This is a genomic window from Rudanella lutea DSM 19387 (genome assembly GCF_000383955.1).
Lineage (GTDB): Bacteria > Bacteroidota > Bacteroidia > Cytophagales > Spirosomataceae > Rudanella > Rudanella lutea.
Window position 1 is genome coordinate 2,911,656 of sequence record NZ_KB913013.1, and the last position, 22,801, is coordinate 2,934,456.

A 22,801-nucleotide genomic window follows, 5' to 3' on the forward strand; every position below is an offset into this window, starting at 1 on the left:
ACATGACATTTGTACAGCCTGCTTTTTTATGGGGTTTGCTGGCCGTAGCGGTGCCCATTCTGATTCACTTCTGGCATCAGAAAAAAGGCCAGCCGATGGCGTGGGCCGCTATGGAGTGGCTCCGCGAAGCCACCGAACAGCCACAACGGGGGCTCAAATTTGAAAATGCCCTGCTACTCGCGCTCCGGTGTCTGCTGATTACCCTGCTCTCGGTTTGGCTGGCCGAACCCGTATGGCCCGACAAAACCAACCCCAAAGACCGGACAGCCGTACACATAGCCGTAGCCGACTCGCTGGTGATGCGCACCTTCCGGTTTGAGTTGCAACAGGCCCGGCAACGGGGCGAACCCATAGTGACCCTACCCAGCCCGACCAACCCCATGCGGCTGCAAACGCTCATCGATTCGGTGCACAAACCCCATGTGACCCTGCACCTGTACGCTCTCAACGAGGCCACACTGGCCGATGCGCCGGTGCTCACCACCCCCGCCCGGTTTAGTTTGCACACAGCCCTGTTGCCCACCCGACCGGCCGCAACGCAAACCCGGCCGTTTGCAAGCATCGACGGACCGCTTAACGTACAACTCGACTACCGCAACCCGACCGAGCGGCAAACCGTAACGGCCGCCCTTCGCGCCCTCGAAACGGTTTTTGGCCTGCGCCTGAACATGAGCAGTACGCCCGAAGGCAGCCCCGCGCCCGACTGGGTCCTGACCGACCGGCTACCCAAAAACCTGACCGACAAAACTCTGTACACGGTATCGGGACAAATGTCGGGGCCAAACAAGCCCAACGTCCAGATAGTGCCGGATACGCTTACCCCGCAAACGGCAACGTGGGTCGCCAACGGCCAATTGCCCGAATGGCTGGGTGAGCAACTGCTCCGTTTTTACGGTCCACGGCTACCCGACCCACCCCTGACGCAGGCCGAAATGGCCCGCCTGTTTGAGCCTCAGGCCCCGCCCAAAACCGATGCCAGCACGCAATCTGGGCACTCAGCCGAGCAAGTGGGGGTGTTGTTGGCGTTGCTGCTGGTACTGAATCTGGAGCGCTGGATTGCGTTACGAAAAAATACGTGAGTTTCCTCCGAAGCCGTTATCCGTAGGTACGGCCTCTCCGAACAAACTGACCATGACTGCCCAGAAAATTATCGACTCGGTTCGGCACCAACTTTACCTCAATGCCCTGCTCAAGGGGCTGTTGCTGGGCCTTGCCGCTTACTTTATAGCTACGGCCTTCGGGCTGACGGGAGCTTACAGCCTGTTGGCGGCCGGGGTGGGCCTCTTAGCCGGGCTATGGCTGGGGCGTATTCACCAGCCCCGCCAACCCGAAGCCGTTGCCCTCATTCACCGAACCGTAGGCGACGCCGAATACAGCCTGCCTCTGCTCGACAAGCCGAGTCTGAACATAGCCGAGCAACTTCAGCTGGAGCGGCTCTCTGAACGGCTGGCCCAAACACCCATACCGACGGTATGGCAGGCCAACATAGGTCCGTACCTTCTGGCGGTGGTACTTTCAGCCGGGTTGGCCTATACCTTGCCGTTCCTGAAACCGACAGGGGCGCGGGCGGGCCTACGCCAAACCGTTCTGGGCGGGACTATCGGCAGTCCCGCCGACGAACCAGCCCGGCCTCCGCGCTTTGAGTCGGCCACGGTACGCGTGCAACCACCCGCCTACACGGGGCTGCCCGTGCGTCAGTCGCGCGACCTCAACGTGACCTCGCTCGTGGGGTCACGGCTGGACTGGATAATCGCTTTTTCGCGGAACACCGGCCTGCGGGTTCGACTGGCCAACAGCCGGGGCGAAGAAATAGGCCTCAAAGCCACACCGAACGGCTTTGCGCATACCGACCGGCTCGTCAGTTCGGGGCTGTACACCCTCCGGGCGTACTGGCGTAACCCCGACACCAACCGCGACTCGCTGTTCTACCAGTCGCCGTTTTACCGGCTTGAAGCACAGCCCGACCTCGCCCCCAAAATTGAGCCCACCTCCAAAGAACTCTACCGCTACCACCGGCTCAATGACCCCAAACAACTGACTGTTTCGGCCCGGATTTTCGACGATTTTCGGGTGCAGCAAGCTTATATCATCGCCACGCTGGCGCGGGGTTCGGGCGAGAACGTCAAGTTTCGGGAGGTTCGGATGCCGCTCACACCGGACAACTTCACCGATGCCCGCCTGAGCAAGACCCTCGACCTGAAAGCCCTTGGGTTTGCCCCCGGCGATGAACTGTACTACTACTGGGCGGCTATCGACAACCGGCAACCTGAACCGAACTTCACCAAGTCGGACACGTACTTTGTGGTGTACAAAGACACCACCAAAACCGACGAGGCTCAACTGGCTACGATGGCCGTAAACCTCATGCCGGAGTATTTCAGGAGTCAGCGGCAGATTATCATCGATACCGAGAAGCTGATAGCCAAACGGGGCAAAATCCTGCGCGAAACGTTCAACAGTTTCTCCAACGAAATTGGATTCGACCAGAAAGTGCTGCGGCTTCGGTACGGGCAGTACCTGGGCGAAGAGTTTGAAAACCAGATTGGCGGCCACGACCCAATGGCCGAAAACGACGCGCACCTGCTCGACGGATTCATGCACAAACATGATACCGAGCAAGACAAAGCCGCCAACGAAACACCCCGCACCTTTGCCTTCAAAATGGCCGAAAAAGCCCAACAGGCCAACAAGGAGCCGGGCGCTACGCCGGGGCAGGGGGCCGGTGGGCATGGCGCGGGCGGGCATAGCCACAACGACCCGGCCACCCCCGAAAAAGCACAGGACCCACTGGCGGCTCTGATGGAGCAGTACGTGCACGAACACGACGATGCCGAGACCAACACGTTCTACGAACAATCGACGCGGTCGTTGCTCAAAATGGCGTTGGAGCAAATGTGGCAATCGGAGCTGCACCTGCGCCTGTACGAACCCGAAAAAGCCCTGCCGTACGAGAAAAAGGCTCTTGAATACCTCAAAACGGCCCAACAAAAAGCCCGTGCCTACGCCAAGAAAACCGGCCTCGACCCACCCCCCATCAAAGAAGCCGAAACCCGGCTCAAAGGCGAGCGCAAAAACGTAACCGACCGCTACGCCCAATCGCGAACCTACACCGAGGCCCAGGCCAATGCCCTGATTGCCGACGTGCTCGGCCTGCTCGACCGACCTCAGCTCACGTCGGCACAGCGCCTATCGGTACAGCAACTAAGTGGGTATCTGCTCAACCGACCCACCTCAGTCGGGCTGCCCAACTGGTCGGTGCTGGGGGCGTTGCAGGAGATGGCCGCGGGCCGGGTGCTGGCCGTAGCGCAACGCCAACAACTAAAAACGAACTTGTACCGATTGCTTGGTAAACCCGAAGGACAGCAAGGGCCGTCGTATGGTACCAATGCCGCTTTAGAACGGGCCTTCTGGCGGGGCTTATAACCCCGTTCGGCTACCCCACCTTATGCTCTGACATGACCTCGACCCCACCCTTTCTGTTTATACCGCTCCTGCTACTGGGGGCTCTTCAAAGTTGGCTTCTGCTGCGTAACCAGACGCTTTCGGGAGGCCGCAAAGCCGTGCGGGCGGGTCTTAACCTGCTGCTTTGGCTGGTATTGCTCGCCTTTGTGTGGCAACCCATCTGGACACGCCCGCTCGATACCACCCACGTATTGCTGGTAGGCAGCGACGTGCCCACGGCCGTAGCCCGGCAGGTGCAGGACAGCCTGGGCCTACGCGCACGGGTAACCGCTGCCGACATCCGGCTCGAAAACACCGACTCGGTAACGATTCTGGGGCAAACCTTACCGGCCCCACTCCTCGCCCGGCTCGGCAACCGGGCGGTGCGCTGGGTGCCGTACAACGTACCCGGCCTACCCACGCACCTGCACTGGCAAAGTGTCGTACGTTTGGGCGAAGAGCAGACGATTCGGGGAGAGATCACCGTATCCGAACGCCAGAAAATCGCCGTTCGGTTTGGCGCCCAAACCCTCGATAGCCTGTGGCTCAAGCCGGGCCGACAGGCGTTTGCGCTCCGGTTTCCGGCGGTAGCCAAAGGGCGTATCGAGACGGTGCTGCAAGTAGGCAATCAAACCACCGACACGGTGCGTTTTTTTGCACAGAGCACCCGGCCGCTCTTCGTACAGTTTGTACTGGGCACGCCCGACTTTGAGACCAAAACCCTCGCCGACTGGTTTGGGCGGCAGGGCAACCGCGTCGAACTGAGCAATGCCCTGTCGGAAGGCATGGACGCGACGGTGCAAATTAACACGCCTACGGGTAACCGACCCAACTCCTCACCCGACCTGATTGTGACCGAACCGGCCCTGGTGGGCCAACCGGCCGTTCGGAAAGCGATAGCTGAAGGCAAAGCGGTGCTGGTGCTCAACCTCACCAACCCCGACGCTGAAGTGACCGCCGTAAACCGGGCGTTAGGCACCCAATGGCGGCTCCGCAAGGTAAGCAACGAAGCTACCATCCCGGTGGGCAATGGCCTTACGGCCCTCCCGTATCAGTTTGCGCCGAATCCACGGCAGGTGGCCGTGGCCCGTTACCCAATAGCCACCCAACGCACGGGTGGGCGGGTCGCCATGAGTCTCTTTACCGAAACCTTTCCGCTGCGGCTCAGTGGCGACAGCCTGGGCTATGCCCGCATCTGGAACGCCGTGCTGGCCACCTTACAACCGACTCAATCGAACAACCTCGGAGCCGATGGCCCGGTACTGACCGGGATTCGCCAGCCACTGCTGGTCAACAACTCGGCCGGGGGGACAACCCGCCTTCGGGTGGCGAATGATACCGCACTGCTGGCGCCCTCGGCCCTCAACAACCGGACATTGCGGGCTCAGTACCGGTTTAGTCGAAGCGGCTGGCAACCCCTTGCCGATTCGGTCGAGGTGTACGTTGAGGATAGTCTGGCAGCCCCGCACGAGCGGCTGAGTACGTGGATACAGGCGCAGAACCGGCTTCAGACCACCCTCCGCACAAGGCCATCGCGAACGCAGAAACAAGACGTGCCCGATTGGGTTTGGTTAACAGCCCTGCTGGTTTGCCTCACGGCGCTTTGGGTGGAGCCAAAGCTGTGAAGGCGAATCTTGTAGTTTTAGGTTTATAGTTTTGGATTCTGGGTTTATAGTTTCTTTTAACTCATTCAGAATGAACCGTTTCCTACTTTTTTTACTGGCCTGTCTGTTGGGCGGGGAGGTGCTGGCGTTCAAGCCCACGCAGCCTCTGAGCCCGCGCATTGCCAATTACCAGATTGATGTTTCGCTCGACCCGGCCACCAAACGACTGACCGGTCGGCAGACGCTCCGTTGGCGCAATACATCGAACGACCCGATTACTGAGTTACAGTTTCACCTGTATCTCAATGCGTTCCGTAACGAAAAATCGACGTTTATGCGCGAATCGGGCGGGCAGTTACGCGGAGACTACATCGATAAAGACGACAAGGAAGCCTGGGGCTGGATCGACCTGCTGTCGACCCGGCTTACGCACGATGGGGGCGCCGGCACGACCGAAAACCTGACTGGCAAAGCGCAGTTTATCCAACCCGACGACGCCAACCCCGACGACCGGACCGTTGTCCGGATTCCGCTCAACACCCCCGTTCGGCCCGGCGAAACAGTGGCTATTGACATGGCGTTTCGGGCTAAACTGCCCAAAATTTTTGCCCGTACCGGCTTCAGCCGCGACTATTTTCTGGTGGGGCAGTGGTTCCCGAAAATCGGCGTGTACGAAGCCCCCGGTACCCGGTACCAAACCGGACCACGCGGCCGCTGGAACTGCCATCAGTTTCATGCCCACTCCGAATTTTATGCCGATTTTGGGGTCTACGATGTCCGAATCACTACCCCGGCCGAGTACATTGTTGGCGCCACGGGGCAGCTCAAAAACGAAACCCGCACCCGAAATGGACTCAAAGCACAGCACTGGCACGCCGACGATGTGGTCGATTTTGCCTGGACGGCTTCGCCCCGGTATGAGGTCGTAGAGGACACGTGGACGCGGCCCTCGGGCGGTTCGGTACGGATTCAGCTACTCATGCAACCCGAACACCGGGCTCAGGCCGACCGGCATCTGCACGCCGTAAAAGCGTCGCTGAGTTATTTCGACCGGGTGCTGGGCCGGTATCCGTATCCCACGCTCACGGTTGTGGACCCACCCATTCACGCGTCGGGCTCGGCGGGTATGGAGTACCCCACGTTTATCACGGCCGGCACAAGCTGGGGCTTACCGGCGGGCGTTCGAGCACCGGAAATGGTGACGGTGCACGAGTTTGGTCATCAGTACTTCATGCAATTGCTGGCGAGTAACGAGTTTGAAGAGGCCTGGCTCGACGAGGGGTTCAATCAGTATTTTGAAGGCCGGATTATGGACGAAACCTACGGCCCGCAAACGTCACAGGTCGACCTGTTTGGGTTTCGGATGGGCGACATGGAAAGTTCGCGGGATAGCTACGTCCGGCTCGACAACCCGGCCATCGGGCCTTCATTTGGCAACACCTGGCAATTGCCCGATGGTTACTACGGCGTACTGACCTACTCCAAAACGGCCACCTGGCTCCGCACGCTGGAGGGGCTAGTGGGCCGCAAGGCTATGGACGAGATCATGCGGACGTACTTCGAGCGCTGGCAGTTTCGGCACCCCAACGCCCAGAACTTCATTGCGATAGTGAACGAGATTGCCCCCGCCCGCACCCGGTTCCGGTACGGCCCCGACATGAACTGGTTTTTTGACCAGGTTTTGTACGGCGACAAGGTTTGCGACTACGAACTGACCAAAATCCGAAACCGCAAGCAGGGCACCGGCTACCGGTCGACTGTGCAGGTAACGCGCCGGGGCGACGCGCAAATGCCGGTTGACGTGCTGGTACATTTTGAAGATGGCAACGAGTTGATGTTGTTCTGGGACGGCAAAGCCCGTACACAAACGTTCACGCTTAACCAACCCTCGGCCGTACGATGGGCCATTGCCGACCCGAAGCAGAAACTCTACATCGACACCAATCTGAACAACAATAGCCTGACGCTGGCCCCCTCGAGTGCCCCCGCTGCCAAGTACGCGGCCAAGATGCTGTTCTGGGTGCAAAACTGGATGCAGTGGCTGGCGTGGCTTTTTTAATGAGTGGTTAGAATTGGCACGCGAATGAAACGGGTTAGGCCGATTTTCACGGATTGGTAATCAGTGTACATCTACCCGATCTGCGTCATCCGCGTCCAATTGGCATAGATTGGTTAAATCAATCCCTGGATTGTACATTTTGTTCAGTACTGAGTAGAGTCTTGATACTGAAAAACAGAACCTTACGCACCATTCTACATTACCCATTCCTCATTATCCATTATGCATTCCCTGTTACTCATTACCCTGAAATCCCGCCCGATGCTGTCTATTTTGTACGGCGCGTCGCTGGCGCTGGGGCTGTTGGTGGCCTTGCCTCTATTTTCGACGCTCACCGCCGAAGATGCCGACTCGCTGGCCCCGTTACAGATGCTGCCCGGCTTCGATTACACGGTCTACTCCGACTTTATGGCCCAAAACGACAAGGCTGTTTCGCCCCTGTTGCGGGTGGGCCGCTGGGTGGGAGTTGCTTATCTGCTGCTGAGCGTTTTCTTCGCGGGGGGCATCCTGTACCGCTTCGCGCAACCCGGCCCAAGCTTCCGGATGGTCGATTTCTGGCGGGCGTCGAGCACGTATTTTGGGCGGTACCTGCGGTTGTTGGGGGTAACGGTTCTTTTCGTTTTTTCGGCCGGTCTGATCTGGCTTGTTATTGGTGCGCTGGCCATTATTGCTCTCACCGATACCTTCACCGAGCGCGGGTTGTTTGGTATCGGGGCTGGTGCGTTCGGGCTGTTTTCGATAGCCGTCACGTTTATTCTGTGCGTGGGCGACTATGCCAAAGTGATTATGTTCCGCGAAGACGAAACGGGGGCTTTCCGGGCGTTTGGCACAGCAACCCGGTTCGTTTGGCGCAACCTACGGGCTACCTACGGCCGGTATTGGCTCCTGATTGGCCTGGGCACGGGGTTATTTGGCCTCTACTTTGTCCTGGATGAGCTGATTGGGATGACCAACTGGTTGACCATCGGGCTTATGCTCCTGATTCAGCAGGTCTTTATCCTGTCACGGATTATCCTGAAAATCTGGAACCTCGGCATAGCATACACGCTGTACGGACAAACCAACACATTGAAAACCAGAACGCCGATTGGCGAGGTAACGCCAACATAAATGAATGAGCGGGAATAGCTCTGGCGTCGGGGGGCCGAACCAGAATCCAAGCTATTCACCCATTCAGCTACACCTGCTGCAACGTGCTCAGACGGCGGTAAAAACCGGCATCGAGCGAGAGCAAATCCTGATGGCTCCCCCGTTCCACAATACGGCCCTGATGCACCACCAAAATCTCGTCGGCATGTTGAATGGTGCTCAACCGGTGCGCAATCACGAGCGTCGTGCGGTTGGCCATCAGGCGGGTGAGGGCCTCCTGCACCAGTTTTTCCGACTCGGTATCGAGAGCCGAGGTCGCTTCGTCGAGAATCAGAATAGGCGGATTTTTCAGTACGGCGCGGGCGATACTGATTCGTTGCCGTTGCCCGCCCGACAAACGGCTACCCCGGTCGCCGATGAGGGTTTGGTAGCCGTTGGGTTGCTGACTGATAAAGTCGTGCGCGTTGGCAATGCGAGCGGCCTGCTCTACCTGCTCGGGCGTAGCCTGACTTCCGAAAGCAATGTTATTGAAAATTGTGTCGTTGAACAGGATGCTCTCCTGCGTCACAATGCCCATCTGATCGCGCAGAGAGGCCACCGTGATGTCGCGTAGGTCGTGCCCGTCGATCAGAATCTGCCCCTCAGTGGGGTCGTAAAAGCGAGGAATCAGGTCGGCAATGGTCGATTTACCCCCACCCGACGAGCCTACCAACGCAATGGTTTTTCCTTTCTGAAGGGTAAAATTGACCTCACTCAGCACCGGAACGCCTTTTTCGTAGGCAAACGATACGTTGCGAACCTCAATGGCCCGGTCGAACGTCTGAATCGCCTGCGCACCGGGGCGGTCGGCTACGCCCTGCGGGGTGTCAATGAGCTGAAGCACCCGGTCGCCGGCGGCAATGCCCCGCTGCGAGCTGCTGAACGCGTTGGAAATCTCTTTGGCCGGGCGGGTCACCTGCGAAAACATAGCGATGTACGAAATAAACTCGGCCGCCGACAACTCCGATTGCCCCGACAAGACCAACGACCCACCGTACAAAAGAATACCGGCCACCACGAGCACGCCCATGGTTTCGGAGAAGGGCGACGCCAACTCGCGCCGGAACGCCAACGACCGCACCGAATCGCGGTACCCGTTGTTTTCGGTCCGAAACTTGTCGAGCACAAACCCCTCGGCATTGAATCCTTTCACCACGCGCATACCACCAAAGGTTTCGTCGAGAATACTCAGGATACTCGCCAGCCGCTGCTGACCATCCTGCGCGTCGCGCTTCATCCGGCGCACAAGCGTCGAAATAAACACACCCGACACCGGAATCACGAGCAGCGCAAAAAAGGTCAGCTTGGTAGAGATGTAAAACAGGCCGCCAATGTAGGCAATGAGCAGAAAAAACTCTTTGGAAGCCGCCGACAGGGTGTTGGCAATGGAGCCTTCCACCTCCTGCACGTCGGTCATGATGCGGGCAATCAGGTTGCCTTTGCGCTCGTTGGAAAAATACCCCAGATGCAGACGTACCGCCCGGTCGAAAACGGCCTCGCGCAGCCGCGACACCATACGCGCCTTGAAGCCCTCCAACTGCCTTACCGACAGATACTTAAACACATTGTTGAGCAGGACCGACGAAACAATGAAGGCGCACACAAACTGCAACGCCCCCACCTGCCCGTAGGCCTGGAAAAACTGCGCGAAGTAGTACTGAAAAACGTCGGTGAAGGAGGTATCCAGCGATAGCGACGGGGCAGGCTTGTTCAGGATTTTGGTTACCTCTTCGGGGCTTACCTGATTAAACAAAACGTTGAGCAGCGGAATCAGCAAGGTAAAATTGAGTACCCCAAACACGCTGGCCAACAGCGAGGTCGCCAAAAACGGCGCCAGGAAGCGGCCCAGCGGACGGGCGTACGACAAAATGCGAAAGTACGTCTTCATGTGCCGCAAAGGTACATAGATTCAGGGTACTGGAAGGAGGTTGCGCAACACTTAACCCAAAAGTGGCGATCAACCCAAACGGCATCACCGAACTATGCAACCCTTTGCCCAGGGGCCCTGTCTGTGTACAGTGAACCTCTGGTAGAATTACCCCGTAAATTTGCCTGGTGTGTTCAGGCTCTCTTCATCCCCGTTAGACAACTGATGACTCGTTTCTCTACGTTCTGTTATGTTTTGCTGCTGACTTGCCTTGCCTGCGATCAGGTTGGGCAGGATGTAGCGCCCCCTACTGAGAGCGTCAGCACCGAAAACGAGTTCCTGACCCTGCCCGACAACCCGCTGGCCATCGATCTGAAACAGCTCTCCGAACTAAAAACAGCTACTACCTTCCGCATTGACCGCCAACCGGCCTCTGGAGACGTTACGTTTGCGGCCAACGGTATGCTGCTTTATTCGCCCAAAATGGCTTTTGTCGCGGGCGACGACAGCTTTACGCTTTCCTCGGCCAGCCCAGGCCCCGACAAACCAAACACCCCCGTGGTGTTTCATGTAACAATGGCCCCCGACGCCACCAAACTGCCCTGTACCGTAGGTGTGGTGGCCGACCGGGCCGAGACGCCCACCAACACCCCTATCACGATCCCCGTTCTGAAAAACGATGTGTTTTGTGATAGCCAGGCCGATGTGGGCACCCTCCGTATCGAGGTAGCCCCCCGCTACGGCAAGGCACGAATCGAAGCCGGGCAGGTTATCTATACGCCCGACAAAGACTTTAGCGGCCGCGAGACCCTAGTTTATCGGGTGTGCCCCGTTGGTGGCTCCGCTCAGGATTGCGTAGTGGCTACCGCCACCGTTATTGTGGGCAACCCCGCCACCGACTGCAAGTTGCTGCTCCGAAACGACGAAGTAGCGTTTCGCCAGCGGTTTGCTACCGACTCCCTCATTATTCCGGTGCTGATCAACGATCAGCTCTGCAAAGCCAGTCGCACACTGCCGCTGACCTTGTCGAAAGCCCCGTCGGGTGGTAGCGCTTATCTCACCCGTAGCAACACCATTGTGTACAAGCCCCTGCCCAACACCGCTACCGATCAACTCCGGTACCGGCGTTGCGAAAACGGCACGTGTCTGGAAGCCACCGTCGACATCAGCGTTCGGCAGCCGGCCGCCAATTGCGCACTGAAAGCTAACAACAACACCTTTGAGTTTTCGCTGAGCAACCCCACAGCCGCCATGCGTAAAGGGGTGGTGAGCCTCAATGTGCTGGGCAACGATATGCTGTGCGCCCCGCTCCGGTCCATGATCATCAAGGCTAATCCGGGCAACGCTCCGGTGCAGGTTTTACCTAATGGTCAAATTACTTACACCCTCAGTGCCAATCCAATGCCGGGGATCATTAGTTTTACGTACGAACTGACCGACCTGCAGGGGCAGTCGAGTACCGCCACGGTAAAAATCAACCTCAAACCGTGAGTACCGAAGCCCATGTTTGTCCCCGCCCGGCGGTCGTCTGCCTAACATTTACTCCGGATGACCGAAATCGACCTGTTACGCGCGTGTCAGCAGCACGATGTGCGGGCCCAAACCGCCTTGTACAATCTGTACAAGACGCGTTTGATGGGCCTTTGCCGACGATACGCCCGCAGCCAGCCCGAAGCCGAAGACATGTTTCATGAGGGGTTCATCCGGATTTTTCAGCAGTTACACACCCTCGAACAGTCCGAAAAATTATTACCCTGGATGAAACGCGTGATGGTGAACACCGCCATCAATGTGTATCACAAAAATCATAAACAGCAAGCCGAAACCGACCTCGACGACGCCTGGATGCACGCGTCGGACGACCATCTGGACACCCTTTCGCGACTGGGTAATTACGAACTACTCGAACTAATTGAGCAACTCCCCGACGGGTATCGGCTGGTGTTTAACCTGTACGTCATCGACGGGTATAATCATGTTCAGATTGCCGAGATGCTCCAGATTGCCGAAGGCACCTCTAAATCGCAACTGGCGCGGGCCAAAAACCTGCTCAAACAAAAATTGAAAACATTGGGCATTTACAGCTATGAAGAACATTGACCCCGAAAACATACAGCCCGACGACTGGGAGGATGAGTTTCGGCAGCGCTTTGCCCACTTCAGAGCCGACCCACCCGACCACGCACTCAACCGGATTCTGGCCGACTTACAGACCCGGAAACCGGGTGCCGGTTTCCGATATGACCGTCTGCTTGTCTGTGCAGCTCTCCTGACCTTACTGACAGGCTCGTGGTTTCTGAGCCAGCTTACCGAGTCGGAGCCAATGCCCGTAGCCACTTCGGCAAACCGGGTATCCTCCCCAGTGTTGGCACCAAGCTATGCACGGGCAAACCAGCAGACGAAGGGACCATCAAACCAGAGAGAAGCGCAAGCCGGGCAACGGGTTGAACCAGACGACGAATCCATTCAGCCCATTCTCCTGTTAGACCCCAACGGCCGAATAGCACCCAACGCACGGCTAACGTTAGCCCGTTTGAGCAACCGATCCGAGCTGACTGAAGCACCGATTCATGCGGTTCTTCCAGAGCGTGACACTGAGGCCGGTTTGGCACTAACAAACCCGACACCCGCGCCCCAGTCAACCATCGCTTTGGAAGAGCAAACCCGTTGGGAAAACCCCAGCGAGCTGGTAGAGGATCTGCGAAATAGGCCATTTAGGGGCTACGGCAAGTGGCATCTGCCCACTATACAGGCCCCTGTTACCGACGAAGCCGCGCCCCAGCAGCCGGTGGTTAGTCGACAGCGCCCTATTTCGTTCGTGAGCTTCATGCCTTTGTACCTGTACCAACGTATCAATCCGATTCAGACCGACGGTGTACTGATACGCGATCTGAGTACCCAACACGCCCTGTCGACTGAGCGCGTGGGTGTCCGAATTCAGGCGGGGGTGGAGTGGCCTCTGGGCAAAAAAGCGTCGTTGCGTACCAGTTTGGCGTACAATCACCTAAGCCAGCAGGTAACGTACACAACCCGCAACCCTACACCCGACTCCGTACGGGTGGAGCGCATCGACGAAAAAACCGTCCGCGTAACGCCCTACTACAGCGACAAACGGGTGGAGACGCATGCCAACTGGCATTTTGTGGGCGTGGGCACCGAGTTGGTCTGGCGCGTAGGGAGTCTGAGTGCCTGGCGGCATTACACTACCATAGGTACTACCGTAGGGCTCATGATTGGCCCCGCCCAAACTCGCACGGGGCATCCGGTATCGGGCTTTGTGCAGGCCGCCTACGGTATCGAACGGCCTATTGGCGGGTCGGTCTGGCTGCGGGTTGCCCCCACGGTACAATACGGCCTCAACACCCTCAGCGACCGCGAAAGCCTTTTCCGGATTCGGCCTTACACCTACGGTCTCACGGTTGGCTTACGGCGGTAATAGTCAAAAAGCAACGCCCTTCAGGAGCCAGCTTGTCGACTCCTGAAGGGCGTTGTGTTCGTTATGCCACTCATTCAGCGATGACATCGTTTGCTTTCAGACCGCAAGATGTCATCGCTTATTACTTCCAAATAGGTCGTTACGCGCTATACTCTTTTACCGACTCAATAAAGCAACGGGCTTTGTCGGGGTCAGTATCCGGGTAGACCCCGTGACCGAGGTTGGCAATGTATCGTTGCGTACCAAAAGCCTGGAGCATCCGCTTCACCTCGGCCCTAACCCCATCGAAATCGGCGTAGAGCACGCAGGGGTCCATGTTGCCCTGCAAGGTTTTGTTCGGTACCAGCACCCGCGACTCGGCGGGGTCCATGTTCCAGTCGAGGCCCACCACCAAGCAGGATAGCTGCCCAATGGCCTGCCGGGCAAAGAATGCCCCTTTGGCAAACACGGTTACCGGCACCACTTCGCCCTCGGTGGCATCGTTCAGGGCATCACAGATTTGCTGAATGTAAGGCAACGAGAAGGTATTGTACTGCTCGGGCGACAGAATGCCCGCCCACGAATCGAAAATCTGAATCAGGTTGGCGCCCGCCCGTACCTGAGCCCGCAGGTACGCAATGGTGCTATCGGTAATGCGTTGCAGCAAGGCGTGGGCAAAAGCCGGGTCGGTGTACAGCAGCTTTTTGGCGACTGAGAACGTTTTAGAGCCTTTACCCTCAGTCATGTAGCAGAAAATAGTGAACGGCGCCCCGGCAAAACCGATAAGCGGCACCCGATTGTTCAGCTCTTTTTTGGTCAGCCGAATGGCGTCGAGCACGTAACCCAGATCGGTCTCGGCATCGGCTACCCGCAGGCGGTCGAGGTCGGCGAGGGTCCGAACGGTAGTCGGGAACACCGGCCCGCGGGCTTCAACCATTTCGTAAGGCAGCCCCATGGCTTCGGGCACCACCAGAATGTCGGAGAAGATAATGGCCGCATCGACACCCAGCAGGTCGACCGGCTGAATGGTTACCTCAGCGGCCAGTTCGGGGGTTTTGGCGAGCGTGATAAAGTCACCGGCCCGTTGCCGAACCGCCCGATACTCGGCCAGCATCCGGCCCGCCTGACGCATCATCCAAACAGGCACCCGCTCTACAGCTTCGCCCCGGGCCGCCCGGAGCAACAGATCGTTTTGCAAATTCATGCCGCAAAGATACAACAGAGATGACATCTCGTTTGGAGAGATGTCATCTCTGTTGCTGCGGATAAAAGTCAGCCCTCAGAAGCTGTTTGAGTTAATTGCTTTGGCCAATAAGCGCAGCTTTCGGGCTCAAATTCCTAACTCAAACAGCTTCTTAAGCCGCGCGTAAGTTTAGAGATGTCATCTCTCTAAACGAGATGACATCTCGACTAAGCCAGCATCTGCCGGAAGGTGGCGGTTCGGTTCCGGAAAAAACCAACCGACTTTTCCCGGAAGCAGCTCCGATCCCCGCTAACGTCGTAAGCGGCCAACGTTCCGGTCAGGAGGGCGTACCGTTCGATAAGCCGGTTCCAGACAGAGGGCTCGCGAAAGCGGGCAAGCAAGAGTTGCCCGCGTTGCCAGTATTTGTGTTGTTTAGCTGTCCAGACAGGACGTTCGGCTCCCAACAGATCGGAACCGTTGAGTAAGGCCGGCAAGGCTGTTGGCGGTGCTGAGGGCGATAGTTGCGAAAGCAAAAACAGGCCCAATTCCACCTCAGACAACTGCCGGGCCGTCAGACTGACAGCCCGAGCCGTTGCATGAGCACCCCTGGTGAATGAAACGGAGGCAATGTGTGCGTTCATTAGTATAACTCACCGTAAACCGGTGGTCGTTTATTGTTCGCTACAAAGCTGCGCCCCCCAGACCGTAACCTTTTTCCGTTCTTCCCGTATTTTTGGTGTACGACAGAATTTTTTTGCTAAACTGAGACGCAATGTGTTGCGTCTCTACCCGATACCCTATGCCTATCACCCGATCTGCCTTTCAGCGTTACCGACTCATTGACGAAGTCATCAGTCGCTACCCCCGCCGGTATTCCAAGCAAAGGTTGTTTGAGCTTTGTCAGGAGAAATGCGGTATCCGGTCTATCTCGTCGCTTGAAAAAGACATTCAGCGAATGCGTGAAGACCACGATGCCCCCATTGCTTACGACAAACGTGCCAATGGCTACTACTACACCGACCCCTCATTTCGGTTGTTGCAACTGATGCTCAACCCCGACGATATGGAAGCTCTCGACTACGCCCGCGAGGTATTGGCCGCTACGCAGGGTGCCTCGGTTGCCGACGAGCTGAGCAACGCCCTTCAGAAGGTACGGCAGAGCCTCGATATTATCCGGGAGGTGAAAACCGATATGCCTACCCGGCGAGTGGTGTACGTAGAAGAACGGATTCTGGATGGTAACCGGCATTACGTACCCATACTGGTCAGGGCGGTGAATCAGAACCGGCAGATTACCTTCCGATACAGCAAACACGAAAGCGACGAGCCGGCCCCCGCCCGCAAGGAGGCTCTCCCCCTCCGAACGCTGCACCCCATTTTACTCCGCGAAGTGTACGACAGTTGGTATGTGATCGGGTACGACGAGAAAACCGGTAAAGAGCGCACGTTTGCCCTCGACCGAATGAGCGACCTGGAAATTACGGATAACCCCTGCGACGTACCACCAGCCGTGATGGCGAGTGTGAGCGAGTTGTTCGAGCATATCTACGGCATTACCGACAGCAGTGGCCCGGTTGAGGAGATCGTATTGTCGTTTACGCCGTTGCGTGGCCGGTACGTGAAAGCCAAACCCATTCACCAGAGCCAAGAGGTGGTGCTCGACACCGATACCGAGTGCCGAATCCGGCTCCGGCTCGCGCCCAACCGTGACCTCATGATGCACCTGCGCAGCTATGGCGAAGACCTCACCGTGTTGGCCCCCCCCAGCCTGGTCGAAGCCATGCGCGAGTCGTTGCAGGCTACGCTGACCAAGTACCGGTAAGCTATAATGAGGAATGAATGATGGGTAATGGACAATGGACAATGGCCTATTCTGTTGATTATCAGACAACTCATTCTACATTCTACACTACACATTATACATTAAATTCTAATACCGAAGTACGCCCCCACCCTCGAAGCGTAGGCCACCCAACACCCGCACCGAACGTACCGGGGCCGGTTGCCCAACCGTAACCTTGTGCCCCGGCGCCACCACCACCCGGCTACTCGCCGAGGGGATGCAGGCACAATCCCAGGTCGATGCGGTGTGCCAGTCGCCGGTTTGGCGGCTCACAATGGCATCTGTCGTGATCTGATACAGCGTACCACTATTGAACGACAGAACATACAGCTCGCCGTCGGCACCTTCGCCAAATGATACCAGATTAGCTACCGAAGCCGCCTGTTGCACATTTTGATAGGTTCCGGTAGCGGTATTCCGCCGGAGCGTCCAGATCGTTCCTGCATTCCAGTCGCCGTAAATATACCAGCCCTGTAGCTCCGGGTAGCGTTCGCCCCGGTACACAAAGCCGCCCGTTACCGATGCCAGCTGATTGCTGTTGTTATTGTACCCAGCATAGGTATGCAGGGGCATCGCATACGTAGTGGTGGCACTACAACCGGTAGTTACGTACGGCACATTGCCTTCGTAGCATCGCCAGCCGTAATTCTGCGGAGCCGTGGCCCCGGCGGGTGTAAAGTTTACCTCCTCCCAGCCATCCTGCCCCACATCGGCAATCCAAAGATCACCGGTGAGCCGGTCGAAGCTCCAGCGCCAGGGGTTTCGCAAACCCACAGCGTACAACTCATCAGGAATACTATCGTTCGGGGTAGTAAACGGGTTACCGGGCGGAATAGCGTAGGGGTTTCCCTTATCGACATCAATCCGAAATAGCTTACCAAACGGACTGCGCGGGTTCTGCGCGTATCCGTTGGGGTCGCCAATCGAACCCCGGTCGCCGGGAGCCGAGTCGCCGGTTGTGATGTACAAATACCCATCGGGCCCAAACGCCATGCGGCCCGACCGATGGCCAAACGTAGGGTAAGGCACCACAAATACAACCTGTGCCGATGCCGGGTTGGCCCGGTTGGGGTTGAGCGAATCACGGGTGTAGCGAGCCACTACAGCGGCTTTATCCGTTTTGCGGAAATACTGCACGTACAGGTAACCATTAACGGCAAACTGAGGGTGCACACAAAGGCCGAAAATACCGTTATACGACGTATCCTGCACAAGCGGACTGATGTCCAGATAAGGTGTTGGGTTGAGAATCCCGTTCTCCACCAGCCGCACTTTACCGTTGGCCTGCCCGATCAGGTGTCGGTTGGCATCCATTGAAGCCAGATCAATCGGATGGAAGAGCCCGCCAGTTACCGTTTTGAGCCTGACGACGGGCGTCTGCGCGAACGTCAGCGTCACCGCGAGACTACTTATAAACACAAAAAAGGTAAAGATTAACTTCATAGGCTACACAAGGAGTAAGGTGTGCAATCAAAGATACTGCACAACTTGTGTAGATTCCCCAGAATCAAACAGGTGGTAGGTGCCTGTTTGCGAGCTCTTAAAACACCACTGTGCGGTTGTTGTGAATAAACACCCGGTCGTTGAAAACCAGTTTGAGGGCTTTGGATAAAACGAGTTTCTCCACATCGCGGCCCATAGTGGCCATATCGGTAGCCGTATGCCGATGATCTACCTCTTTCACATCCTGCGTGATAATGGGTCCTTCGTCGAGGTCATTGTTGACAAAGTGAGCCGTGGCCCCAATAATTTTTACGCCCCGCTCATAGGCCTGCCGGTACGGGCTTGCGCCCACAAAAGCAGGCAAAAACGAGTGGTGAATGTTGATAATCCGGTTGGGATAATGCCGCACAAACTCGGGCGTGAGCACACGCATGTACTTGGCCAGTACCAGATACTCGGGCTCGTAAATAGCCAGCGTACGTAGAATAGCCTCTTCGTGTTCTTCGCGGGTTTTGTGGTCGTGCGAGATATAGTGAAACGGAATGCCGAACTTACTCACCAGCGGTTGCAGGTGGTTGTAGTTGCTTACAACGGCCAAAATATCGGCATCAAGCTCATCAAAGGCGTACCGGATAAGTAGTTCGCCGAGGCAATGGTGTTCTTTAGTAACCAACAACACCACATTTTTCTTTTTGCGGGGGTTGAGCCGAAGCGTAATGGCGGGGTCGAGGCCTTCGCTCAACTGGGCCAACAGAGCCGGGCCGTCGAGCTGGTCTTGCACGTTGCTGCTTTCAAACTCGGTTCGCATAAAAAACTGCCCGTCGGGGCTAACATATTCATCGTTCCGAATAATATTGAGACCTTGTCTGAATAAGATGTTCGTAACGTGGTAAATTAGCCCTCTCTGGTCGGGGCCGTCCATGAGAAGAATATGTCGGGAGTTGGTCATGCGAGGTTGTATAACGCTGGGGGCGCAAAATAAGCAAAATCCAGCACTTCCTCGTTTTTGGCCTACCGGCTATCATTTGTCAGTTGTAGTCTGTAGTTTGGCCAAAGTTTTCAGCCACCCCCTCTTAATCCATTCGAAGCATTGGAATCCGTATTTTCAACGACAAAGCGTAAGCTGCTTATCGAAATTGCCTGGGAGGTATGCAACCAGGTTGGCGGCATTTACACGGTCATCCGATCGAAAGTCCCGGCAATGGTCGAGAAGTGGGACGACAATTACCTGTTGCTGGGCCCTTATTTCCCGGCCAAGGCAGCCGCCGAATTTGAACCCATCACCGAACCCGACGAAACCGAAATAGGGCAGACTGTACGCAAAATGCGCCAGTTGGGCTACGAAGTCGAATATGGCTACTGGCTCATTACGGGCCGCCCCCGCGTGGTGCTCTTTAACCTGCAAAGCGTCACGGATCAGCTCGACGCCATCAAGGCGGGCCTTTGGGAGCGCCATAAACTCCCTACCCTCGGTGTGGAGGATCTGGTCAATCAGACCATTGCCTTTGGCGAAATGGTGCGCGTGTTTCTGACACTGCTGGCCGAGGGGCACGCCAAACGGGTTGATTTCTGCGCCCATTTTCACGAATGGATGGCAAGCACCGGCCTGCCCGACCTCCGGCACGACAATGTGAAGGTGGCCACCGTGTTTACCACCCATGCCACTATGCTGGGGCGGTATCTGGCCCAAAACGTAGAGGGATTCTACGGGAAGCTGCCTTTCTTCGACTGGCTCAAAGAGGCCCGGCACTACGGTATCGAGGCTCAGGCAACCATCGAACGACTGGCGGCTATCAACAGCCACACGTTTACCACCGTCAGCGACGTAACCGCCCGTGAGTGCGAGGTTTTTCTGGGTCGTAACCCCGATCTGGTCCTTCCCAACGGCCTCAACATCACCCGGTTTGCGGCCACGCACGAGTTTCAGAACCTGCACGTGAAGTACAAGGAGAACATCCACGAATTTGTGATGGGCCATTTCTTCCATAACTATTCGTTTGATCTTGAAAAAACGCTGTACTTCTTCACCTCGGGTCGGTTTGAGTTTTCGAACAAAGGCTATGACCTGACGCTCGAAGCCCTCGCCCGGCTCAACTGGCGGATGCGCGAAGCCAACATGGACACCACCGTGGTGATGTTTATGGTGACGAAACAGCCCTACCGGTCCATCAACCCCGAAGTGCTGCACTCGCGCGCCCTGCTCGACGAGATCCGCGACACCTGCGAAAACATCGAAACGCAGGTGGGCGAGCGGCTCTTCCACGCAGCCGCATCGTCGTCGCAGAATACCCTGCCCGACCTCAACAGTTTTGTAGACGATTACTGGCGGCTCCGGCTCCGGCGCACCGTACAAAGCTGGAAAACGAAGCAACTGCCTCCGTTTGTGACGCACGATCTGGTGCAGGAAGACGATATGACGCGGTTTATCCGGCAGTCGAACCTGGTGAACAATGAGTACGACCGGGTGAAAATCGTGTACCACCCCGACTTTATTGCCTCAACCAACCCGCTCTTCAAACTCGATTACAGCCAGTTTGTGCGGGGGTGCCACCTCGGTGTTTTCCCGAGCTACTACGAGCCTTGGGGCTACACACCACTGGAATGCGTAGTGCGTGGAATTCCGACCGTAACGAGCGATCAGTCGGGCTTCGGCGACTTTATCATGCAGATCATGCGCGACTACGAAAACCGGGGCATCTACGTGGTCGACCGGCGGAGTCAGAATTTCAATCAGGCTGCCGACCAACTCGCCAACATCCTTTGGCGCTTTGTCCGGATGAGTCAGCGCGACCGGATTCAGCAGCGCAACCGGGTCGAAAGCATCGCCGAAGTGTTCGACTGGACCAACCTCCGCTCGTACTACGACACGGCCCACGACCTGGCCCTGAAACGCCGAAAGTAGAGACGCAACCCCTTGCGTCTCAGTTCAGCAATCCCTGGCGTCTCCGCAGTTATCTGCCAGATGCCAGGGATTTCCACAACAGCGGACCTGTTTCATCGACATTACTAAGAACCATCCGGCAACGAGACTCACCCGATTGCGTCTCTACCCAACGTGCATACAAATTATTACTTCCTTCGCCAGCTGGCTCCCGTACTGGAGGGGCACATTCAGGGGCTGCGCCTGATGGAGTGTTTCAGTCAGGACCGCGACGAGCTGGTGCTGGTGTTTGCGCAGGCCAAAGGCAAGGCAAACTACTACCGTCCGTTTTACATCAAGACCAGCCTCCGACCCGATTTTTCGGGATTGCTTTTCCCCGATGTGGTACAACGGGCCCGTACCAACAGCATCGACCTGTTTGGGCAGGTAATCGGCATCTCACCCGACGACGAGGAAGCCCTCGAACAGGGCGCGCCCCCTGGGCGGTTGGTGATGGGCGTGCGCACGTTCCTGAACGAACGGTGCCTGGGTATCACGCTCGACGACGGGTACACCCTGCTTTTCAAGTTTTTTGGTAACCGGCCCAATCTGCTCGCGTTTCAGGGCAACGAGGTCGTTGAGTTGTTCAATCAGAAACTGGCCTCTGACCAAACCCTTCGGCTCGACACCCTCGACCGGCCCCTCGATCAGTCATACGAAGCCTTTGAGCGGGCCGGCTTCGACCATCGGAAGCTGTTCCCCACATTCGGGAAGGAAGTAAATGCTTATCTCAACCAAAATCAGGAACTTACCTCCTCCCCTTCCGACGACGATGGAGCAAGGGCGGTCCGGCGGTCTGGTGAGGCAAAATGGGCCGAGATTCAGTCGGTGCTGGCTTTGCTCGACAATCCTACCTACTACCTGACCACATTTGAGCACCGGCCGACACTGGCGCTGGTGCCGCTGGGCGAGATTCGGCAAACGTTCGATAACCCTATCGAAGCCAGCAATCGGTTCTACACCAATTTTGCCGGACTCAACTATTTTGAGCGCGAAAAAGGGGAAGTGCTGCGCCTGCTCGACAAGCGTCTGAAACGGGCCGAAGCCCAGATCGACGCGAACCTCGAACGCCAGATTGGCCGCGAAGAGGGGGCAACCCACGAAGAAATTGCCCATATTCTGATGGCCAACCTCCACGCCATTCCAGAACCGCCGGGACAACGCTCGCCCGAGCGGGTAGAGCTATACGACTTTTACCGTGACCGACCCATTCTGATCAAACTCAAAACCGACCTGAGCCCCCAGAAGAATGCGGAAGGCTACTATCGAAAGGCGAAAAACGAAAAGATTGAGCTTGACCATATTCAGCAACAGATCGACCTGCGCGAAGCCGAGATCAGGACAATCCGACAACATCAATCGGCCTTGGCGGAGGTGGATAGCCTGAAAGCCCTCCGCAAGTACGTGAAGCAGCACGGCCTCCTGACCGACGGCGGCCCGGCAGCCGGACCCGCTGAGTTGTTCAAGCAGATCCAACACGAAGGGTACACGATTCTGATTGGCCGCAACGCCAAAAACAACGATCTGCTCACCCAGCGTTACGCGTTCAAAGAAGACCTGTGGCTCCACGCCCGCGACGTGTCGGGTTCGCACGTGGTAGTGAAATATCAGGCTGGCAAACGATTTCCGAAAACCGTGATTGAGCGGGCCGCCGAGCTCGCGGCCTGGTACTCCAAACGCCGTACCGACAGTCTGTGCCCAGTTATCTACACGCCCAAGAAATTCGTTCGCAAGCCCAAAGGTCTGGCCGAAGGGCAGGTTGTGGTCGATAAGGAAGAAGTGGTGATGGTAGTACCGAGGGGGTAACGGTCGGGGTTCGTCGTGAAAGGAGCAAACCCTCTAACCAAATTCCGTCCCCAACAAAGCAGCCATTTTTTGTATTATTACAGCAGTTATTT

General features: G+C 56.9%; 16 protein-coding genes. 11 read left to right on the forward strand and 5 right to left on the reverse strand.

Going from position 1 to position 22,801, the window contains the following annotated elements:
* The first annotated feature begins 2 nt into the window (after positions 1-2).
* The 5 genes from RUDLU_RS0112035 to RUDLU_RS0112055 all read left to right on the forward strand — a co-directional run bounded on the left by RUDLU_RS0112035 (position 3) and on the right by RUDLU_RS0112055 (position 8,214).
* Positions 3-1,079 (forward strand): BatA domain-containing protein, encoded by a 1,077-nt coding sequence (locus tag RUDLU_RS0112035; RefSeq protein WP_019988640.1) that lies wholly within the window; start codon positions 3-5, stop codon positions 1,077-1,079.
* 52 nt (positions 1,080-1,131) lie between these two features.
* The gene (locus tag RUDLU_RS0112040; RefSeq protein ID WP_019988641.1) at positions 1,132-3,423 is read left to right on the forward strand and encodes a hypothetical protein; all 2,292 of its coding nucleotides are present in this window, start codon (positions 1,132-1,134) and stop codon (positions 3,421-3,423) included.
* A 32-nt stretch (positions 3,424-3,455) separates the two neighbouring features.
* A complete protein-coding gene (locus RUDLU_RS0112045) occupies positions 3,456-5,066 on the forward strand; it encodes a hypothetical protein (protein WP_019988642.1) in 1,611 nt (536 codons plus the stop codon).
* Positions 5,067-5,136: 70 nt separating this feature from the next.
* Positions 5,137-7,104 carry a M1 family metallopeptidase gene (locus RUDLU_RS0112050; protein ID WP_019988643.1) on the forward strand — a complete coding sequence of 656 codons (1,968 nt, stop codon included), beginning with the start codon at positions 5,137-5,139 and terminating at the stop codon, positions 7,102-7,104.
* Positions 7,105-7,326: 222 nt separating this feature from the next.
* A complete protein-coding gene (locus RUDLU_RS0112055; RefSeq protein WP_019988644.1) occupies positions 7,327-8,214 on the forward strand; it encodes a hypothetical protein in 888 nt (295 codons plus the stop codon).
* Between the two features lie 67 nt (positions 8,215-8,281).
* On the opposite strand, the gene RUDLU_RS0112060 is transcribed toward RUDLU_RS0112055, so the two are convergent.
* The gene (locus RUDLU_RS0112060) at positions 8,282-10,120 is read right to left on the reverse strand and encodes an ABC transporter ATP-binding protein (RefSeq protein WP_019988645.1); all 1,839 of its coding nucleotides are present in this window, start codon (positions 10,118-10,120) and stop codon (positions 8,282-8,284) included.
* 204 nt (positions 10,121-10,324) lie between these two features.
* Here RUDLU_RS0112060 and RUDLU_RS0112065 point away from each other — a divergent pair, with 204 nt between their 5' ends.
* Genes RUDLU_RS0112065 through RUDLU_RS0112075 form a run of 3 tightly spaced genes read left to right on the forward strand, consistent with a single transcriptional unit; the run spans position 10,325 to position 13,535 of the window.
* Complete coding sequence (locus RUDLU_RS0112065) at positions 10,325-11,590, forward strand: Ig-like domain-containing protein (RefSeq protein ID WP_157580174.1); 1,266 nt, start codon at positions 10,325-10,327, stop codon at positions 11,588-11,590.
* Between the two features lie 57 nt (positions 11,591-11,647).
* Positions 11,648-12,199: an RNA polymerase sigma factor gene (locus RUDLU_RS0112070; RefSeq protein WP_019988647.1), complete on the forward strand. Its 552-nt coding sequence runs from the start codon at positions 11,648-11,650 to the stop codon at positions 12,197-12,199.
* Positions 12,186-13,535 carry a hypothetical protein gene (locus RUDLU_RS0112075; protein WP_019988648.1) on the forward strand — a complete coding sequence of 450 codons (1,350 nt, stop codon included), beginning with the start codon at positions 12,186-12,188 and terminating at the stop codon, positions 13,533-13,535. The genes RUDLU_RS0112070 and RUDLU_RS0112075 overlap by 14 nt, the downstream gene beginning before the upstream one ends.
* A 139-nt stretch (positions 13,536-13,674) precedes the next feature.
* Here the strand turns inward: RUDLU_RS0112075 and hemE are convergent, their stop codons facing one another.
* Positions 13,675-14,718, reverse strand: a complete 1,044-nt coding sequence (hemE, locus tag RUDLU_RS0112080; protein ID WP_019988649.1) for a uroporphyrinogen decarboxylase — start codon at positions 14,716-14,718, stop codon at positions 13,675-13,677.
* 206 nt (positions 14,719-14,924) lie between these two features.
* The gene (locus tag RUDLU_RS0112090) at positions 14,925-15,338 is read right to left on the reverse strand and encodes a pPIWI_RE_Z domain-containing protein (RefSeq protein ID WP_019988651.1); all 414 of its coding nucleotides are present in this window, start codon (positions 15,336-15,338) and stop codon (positions 14,925-14,927) included.
* Positions 15,339-15,496: 158 nt separating this feature from the next.
* Between RUDLU_RS0112090 and RUDLU_RS0112095 the strand changes: the two genes are divergently transcribed.
* Positions 15,497-16,519: a helix-turn-helix transcriptional regulator gene (locus RUDLU_RS0112095; protein WP_019988652.1), complete on the forward strand. Its 1,023-nt coding sequence runs from the start codon at positions 15,497-15,499 to the stop codon at positions 16,517-16,519.
* A gap of 108 nt (positions 16,520-16,627) precedes the next feature.
* On the opposite strand, the gene RUDLU_RS0112100 is transcribed toward RUDLU_RS0112095, so the two are convergent.
* Together RUDLU_RS0112100 and purU are read right to left on the reverse strand one after the other, a co-directional pair.
* On the reverse strand, positions 16,628-17,983 hold the full coding sequence (locus tag RUDLU_RS0112100) for a PQQ-dependent sugar dehydrogenase (RefSeq protein WP_019988653.1): 1,356 nt from the start codon (positions 17,981-17,983) through the stop codon (positions 16,628-16,630).
* Between the two features lie 97 nt (positions 17,984-18,080).
* Positions 18,081-18,905, reverse strand: coding sequence for a formyltetrahydrofolate deformylase (gene purU / locus RUDLU_RS0112105; protein ID WP_019988654.1), 825 nt, complete (start codon positions 18,903-18,905; stop codon positions 18,081-18,083).
* A 168-nt stretch (positions 18,906-19,073) separates the two neighbouring features.
* Between purU and RUDLU_RS0112110 the strand changes: the two genes are divergently transcribed.
* Positions 19,074-20,885, forward strand: coding sequence for a glycosyltransferase (locus RUDLU_RS0112110; protein ID WP_019988655.1), 1,812 nt, complete (start codon positions 19,074-19,076; stop codon positions 20,883-20,885).
* 153 nt (positions 20,886-21,038) lie between these two features.
* A complete protein-coding gene (locus RUDLU_RS0112115) occupies positions 21,039-22,709 on the forward strand; it encodes an NFACT RNA binding domain-containing protein (protein WP_019988656.1) in 1,671 nt (556 codons plus the stop codon).
* Positions 22,710-22,801 lie beyond the last annotated feature (92 nt).

Bases quoted from the DNA above. Each gene is read 5' to 3' on its own strand.
- RUDLU_RS0112035 (WP_019988640.1), top strand. From the start codon at position 3: ATGACATTTGTACAGCCTGCTTTTTTATGGGGTTTGCTGGCCGTAGCG.
- RUDLU_RS0112040 (WP_019988641.1), top strand. From the start codon at position 1,132: ATGACTGCCCAGAAAATTATCGACTCGGTTCGGCACCAACTTTACCTC.
- RUDLU_RS0112045 (WP_019988642.1), top strand. From the start codon at position 3,456: ATGACCTCGACCCCACCCTTTCTGTTTATACCGCTCCTGCTACTGGGG.
- RUDLU_RS0112050 (WP_019988643.1), top strand. From the start codon at position 5,137: ATGAACCGTTTCCTACTTTTTTTACTGGCCTGTCTGTTGGGCGGGGAG.
- RUDLU_RS0112055 (WP_019988644.1), top strand. From the start codon at position 7,327: ATGCATTCCCTGTTACTCATTACCCTGAAATCCCGCCCGATGCTGTCT.
- RUDLU_RS0112060 (WP_019988645.1), bottom strand. From the start codon at position 10,120: ATGAAGACGTACTTTCGCATTTTGTCGTACGCCCGTCCGCTGGGCCGC.
- RUDLU_RS0112065 (WP_157580174.1), top strand. From the start codon at position 10,325: ATGACTCGTTTCTCTACGTTCTGTTATGTTTTGCTGCTGACTTGCCTT.
- RUDLU_RS0112070 (WP_019988647.1), top strand. From the start codon at position 11,648: ATGACCGAAATCGACCTGTTACGCGCGTGTCAGCAGCACGATGTGCGG.
- RUDLU_RS0112075 (WP_019988648.1), top strand. From the start codon at position 12,186: ATGAAGAACATTGACCCCGAAAACATACAGCCCGACGACTGGGAGGAT.
- hemE (WP_019988649.1), bottom strand. From the start codon at position 14,718: ATGAATTTGCAAAACGATCTGTTGCTCCGGGCGGCCCGGGGCGAAGCT.
- RUDLU_RS0112090 (WP_019988651.1), bottom strand. From the start codon at position 15,338: ATGAACGCACACATTGCCTCCGTTTCATTCACCAGGGGTGCTCATGCA.
- RUDLU_RS0112095 (WP_019988652.1), top strand. From the start codon at position 15,497: ATGCCTATCACCCGATCTGCCTTTCAGCGTTACCGACTCATTGACGAA.
- RUDLU_RS0112100 (WP_019988653.1), bottom strand. From the start codon at position 17,983: ATGAAGTTAATCTTTACCTTTTTTGTGTTTATAAGTAGTCTCGCGGTG.
- purU (WP_019988654.1), bottom strand. From the start codon at position 18,905: ATGGACGGCCCCGACCAGAGAGGGCTAATTTACCACGTTACGAACATC.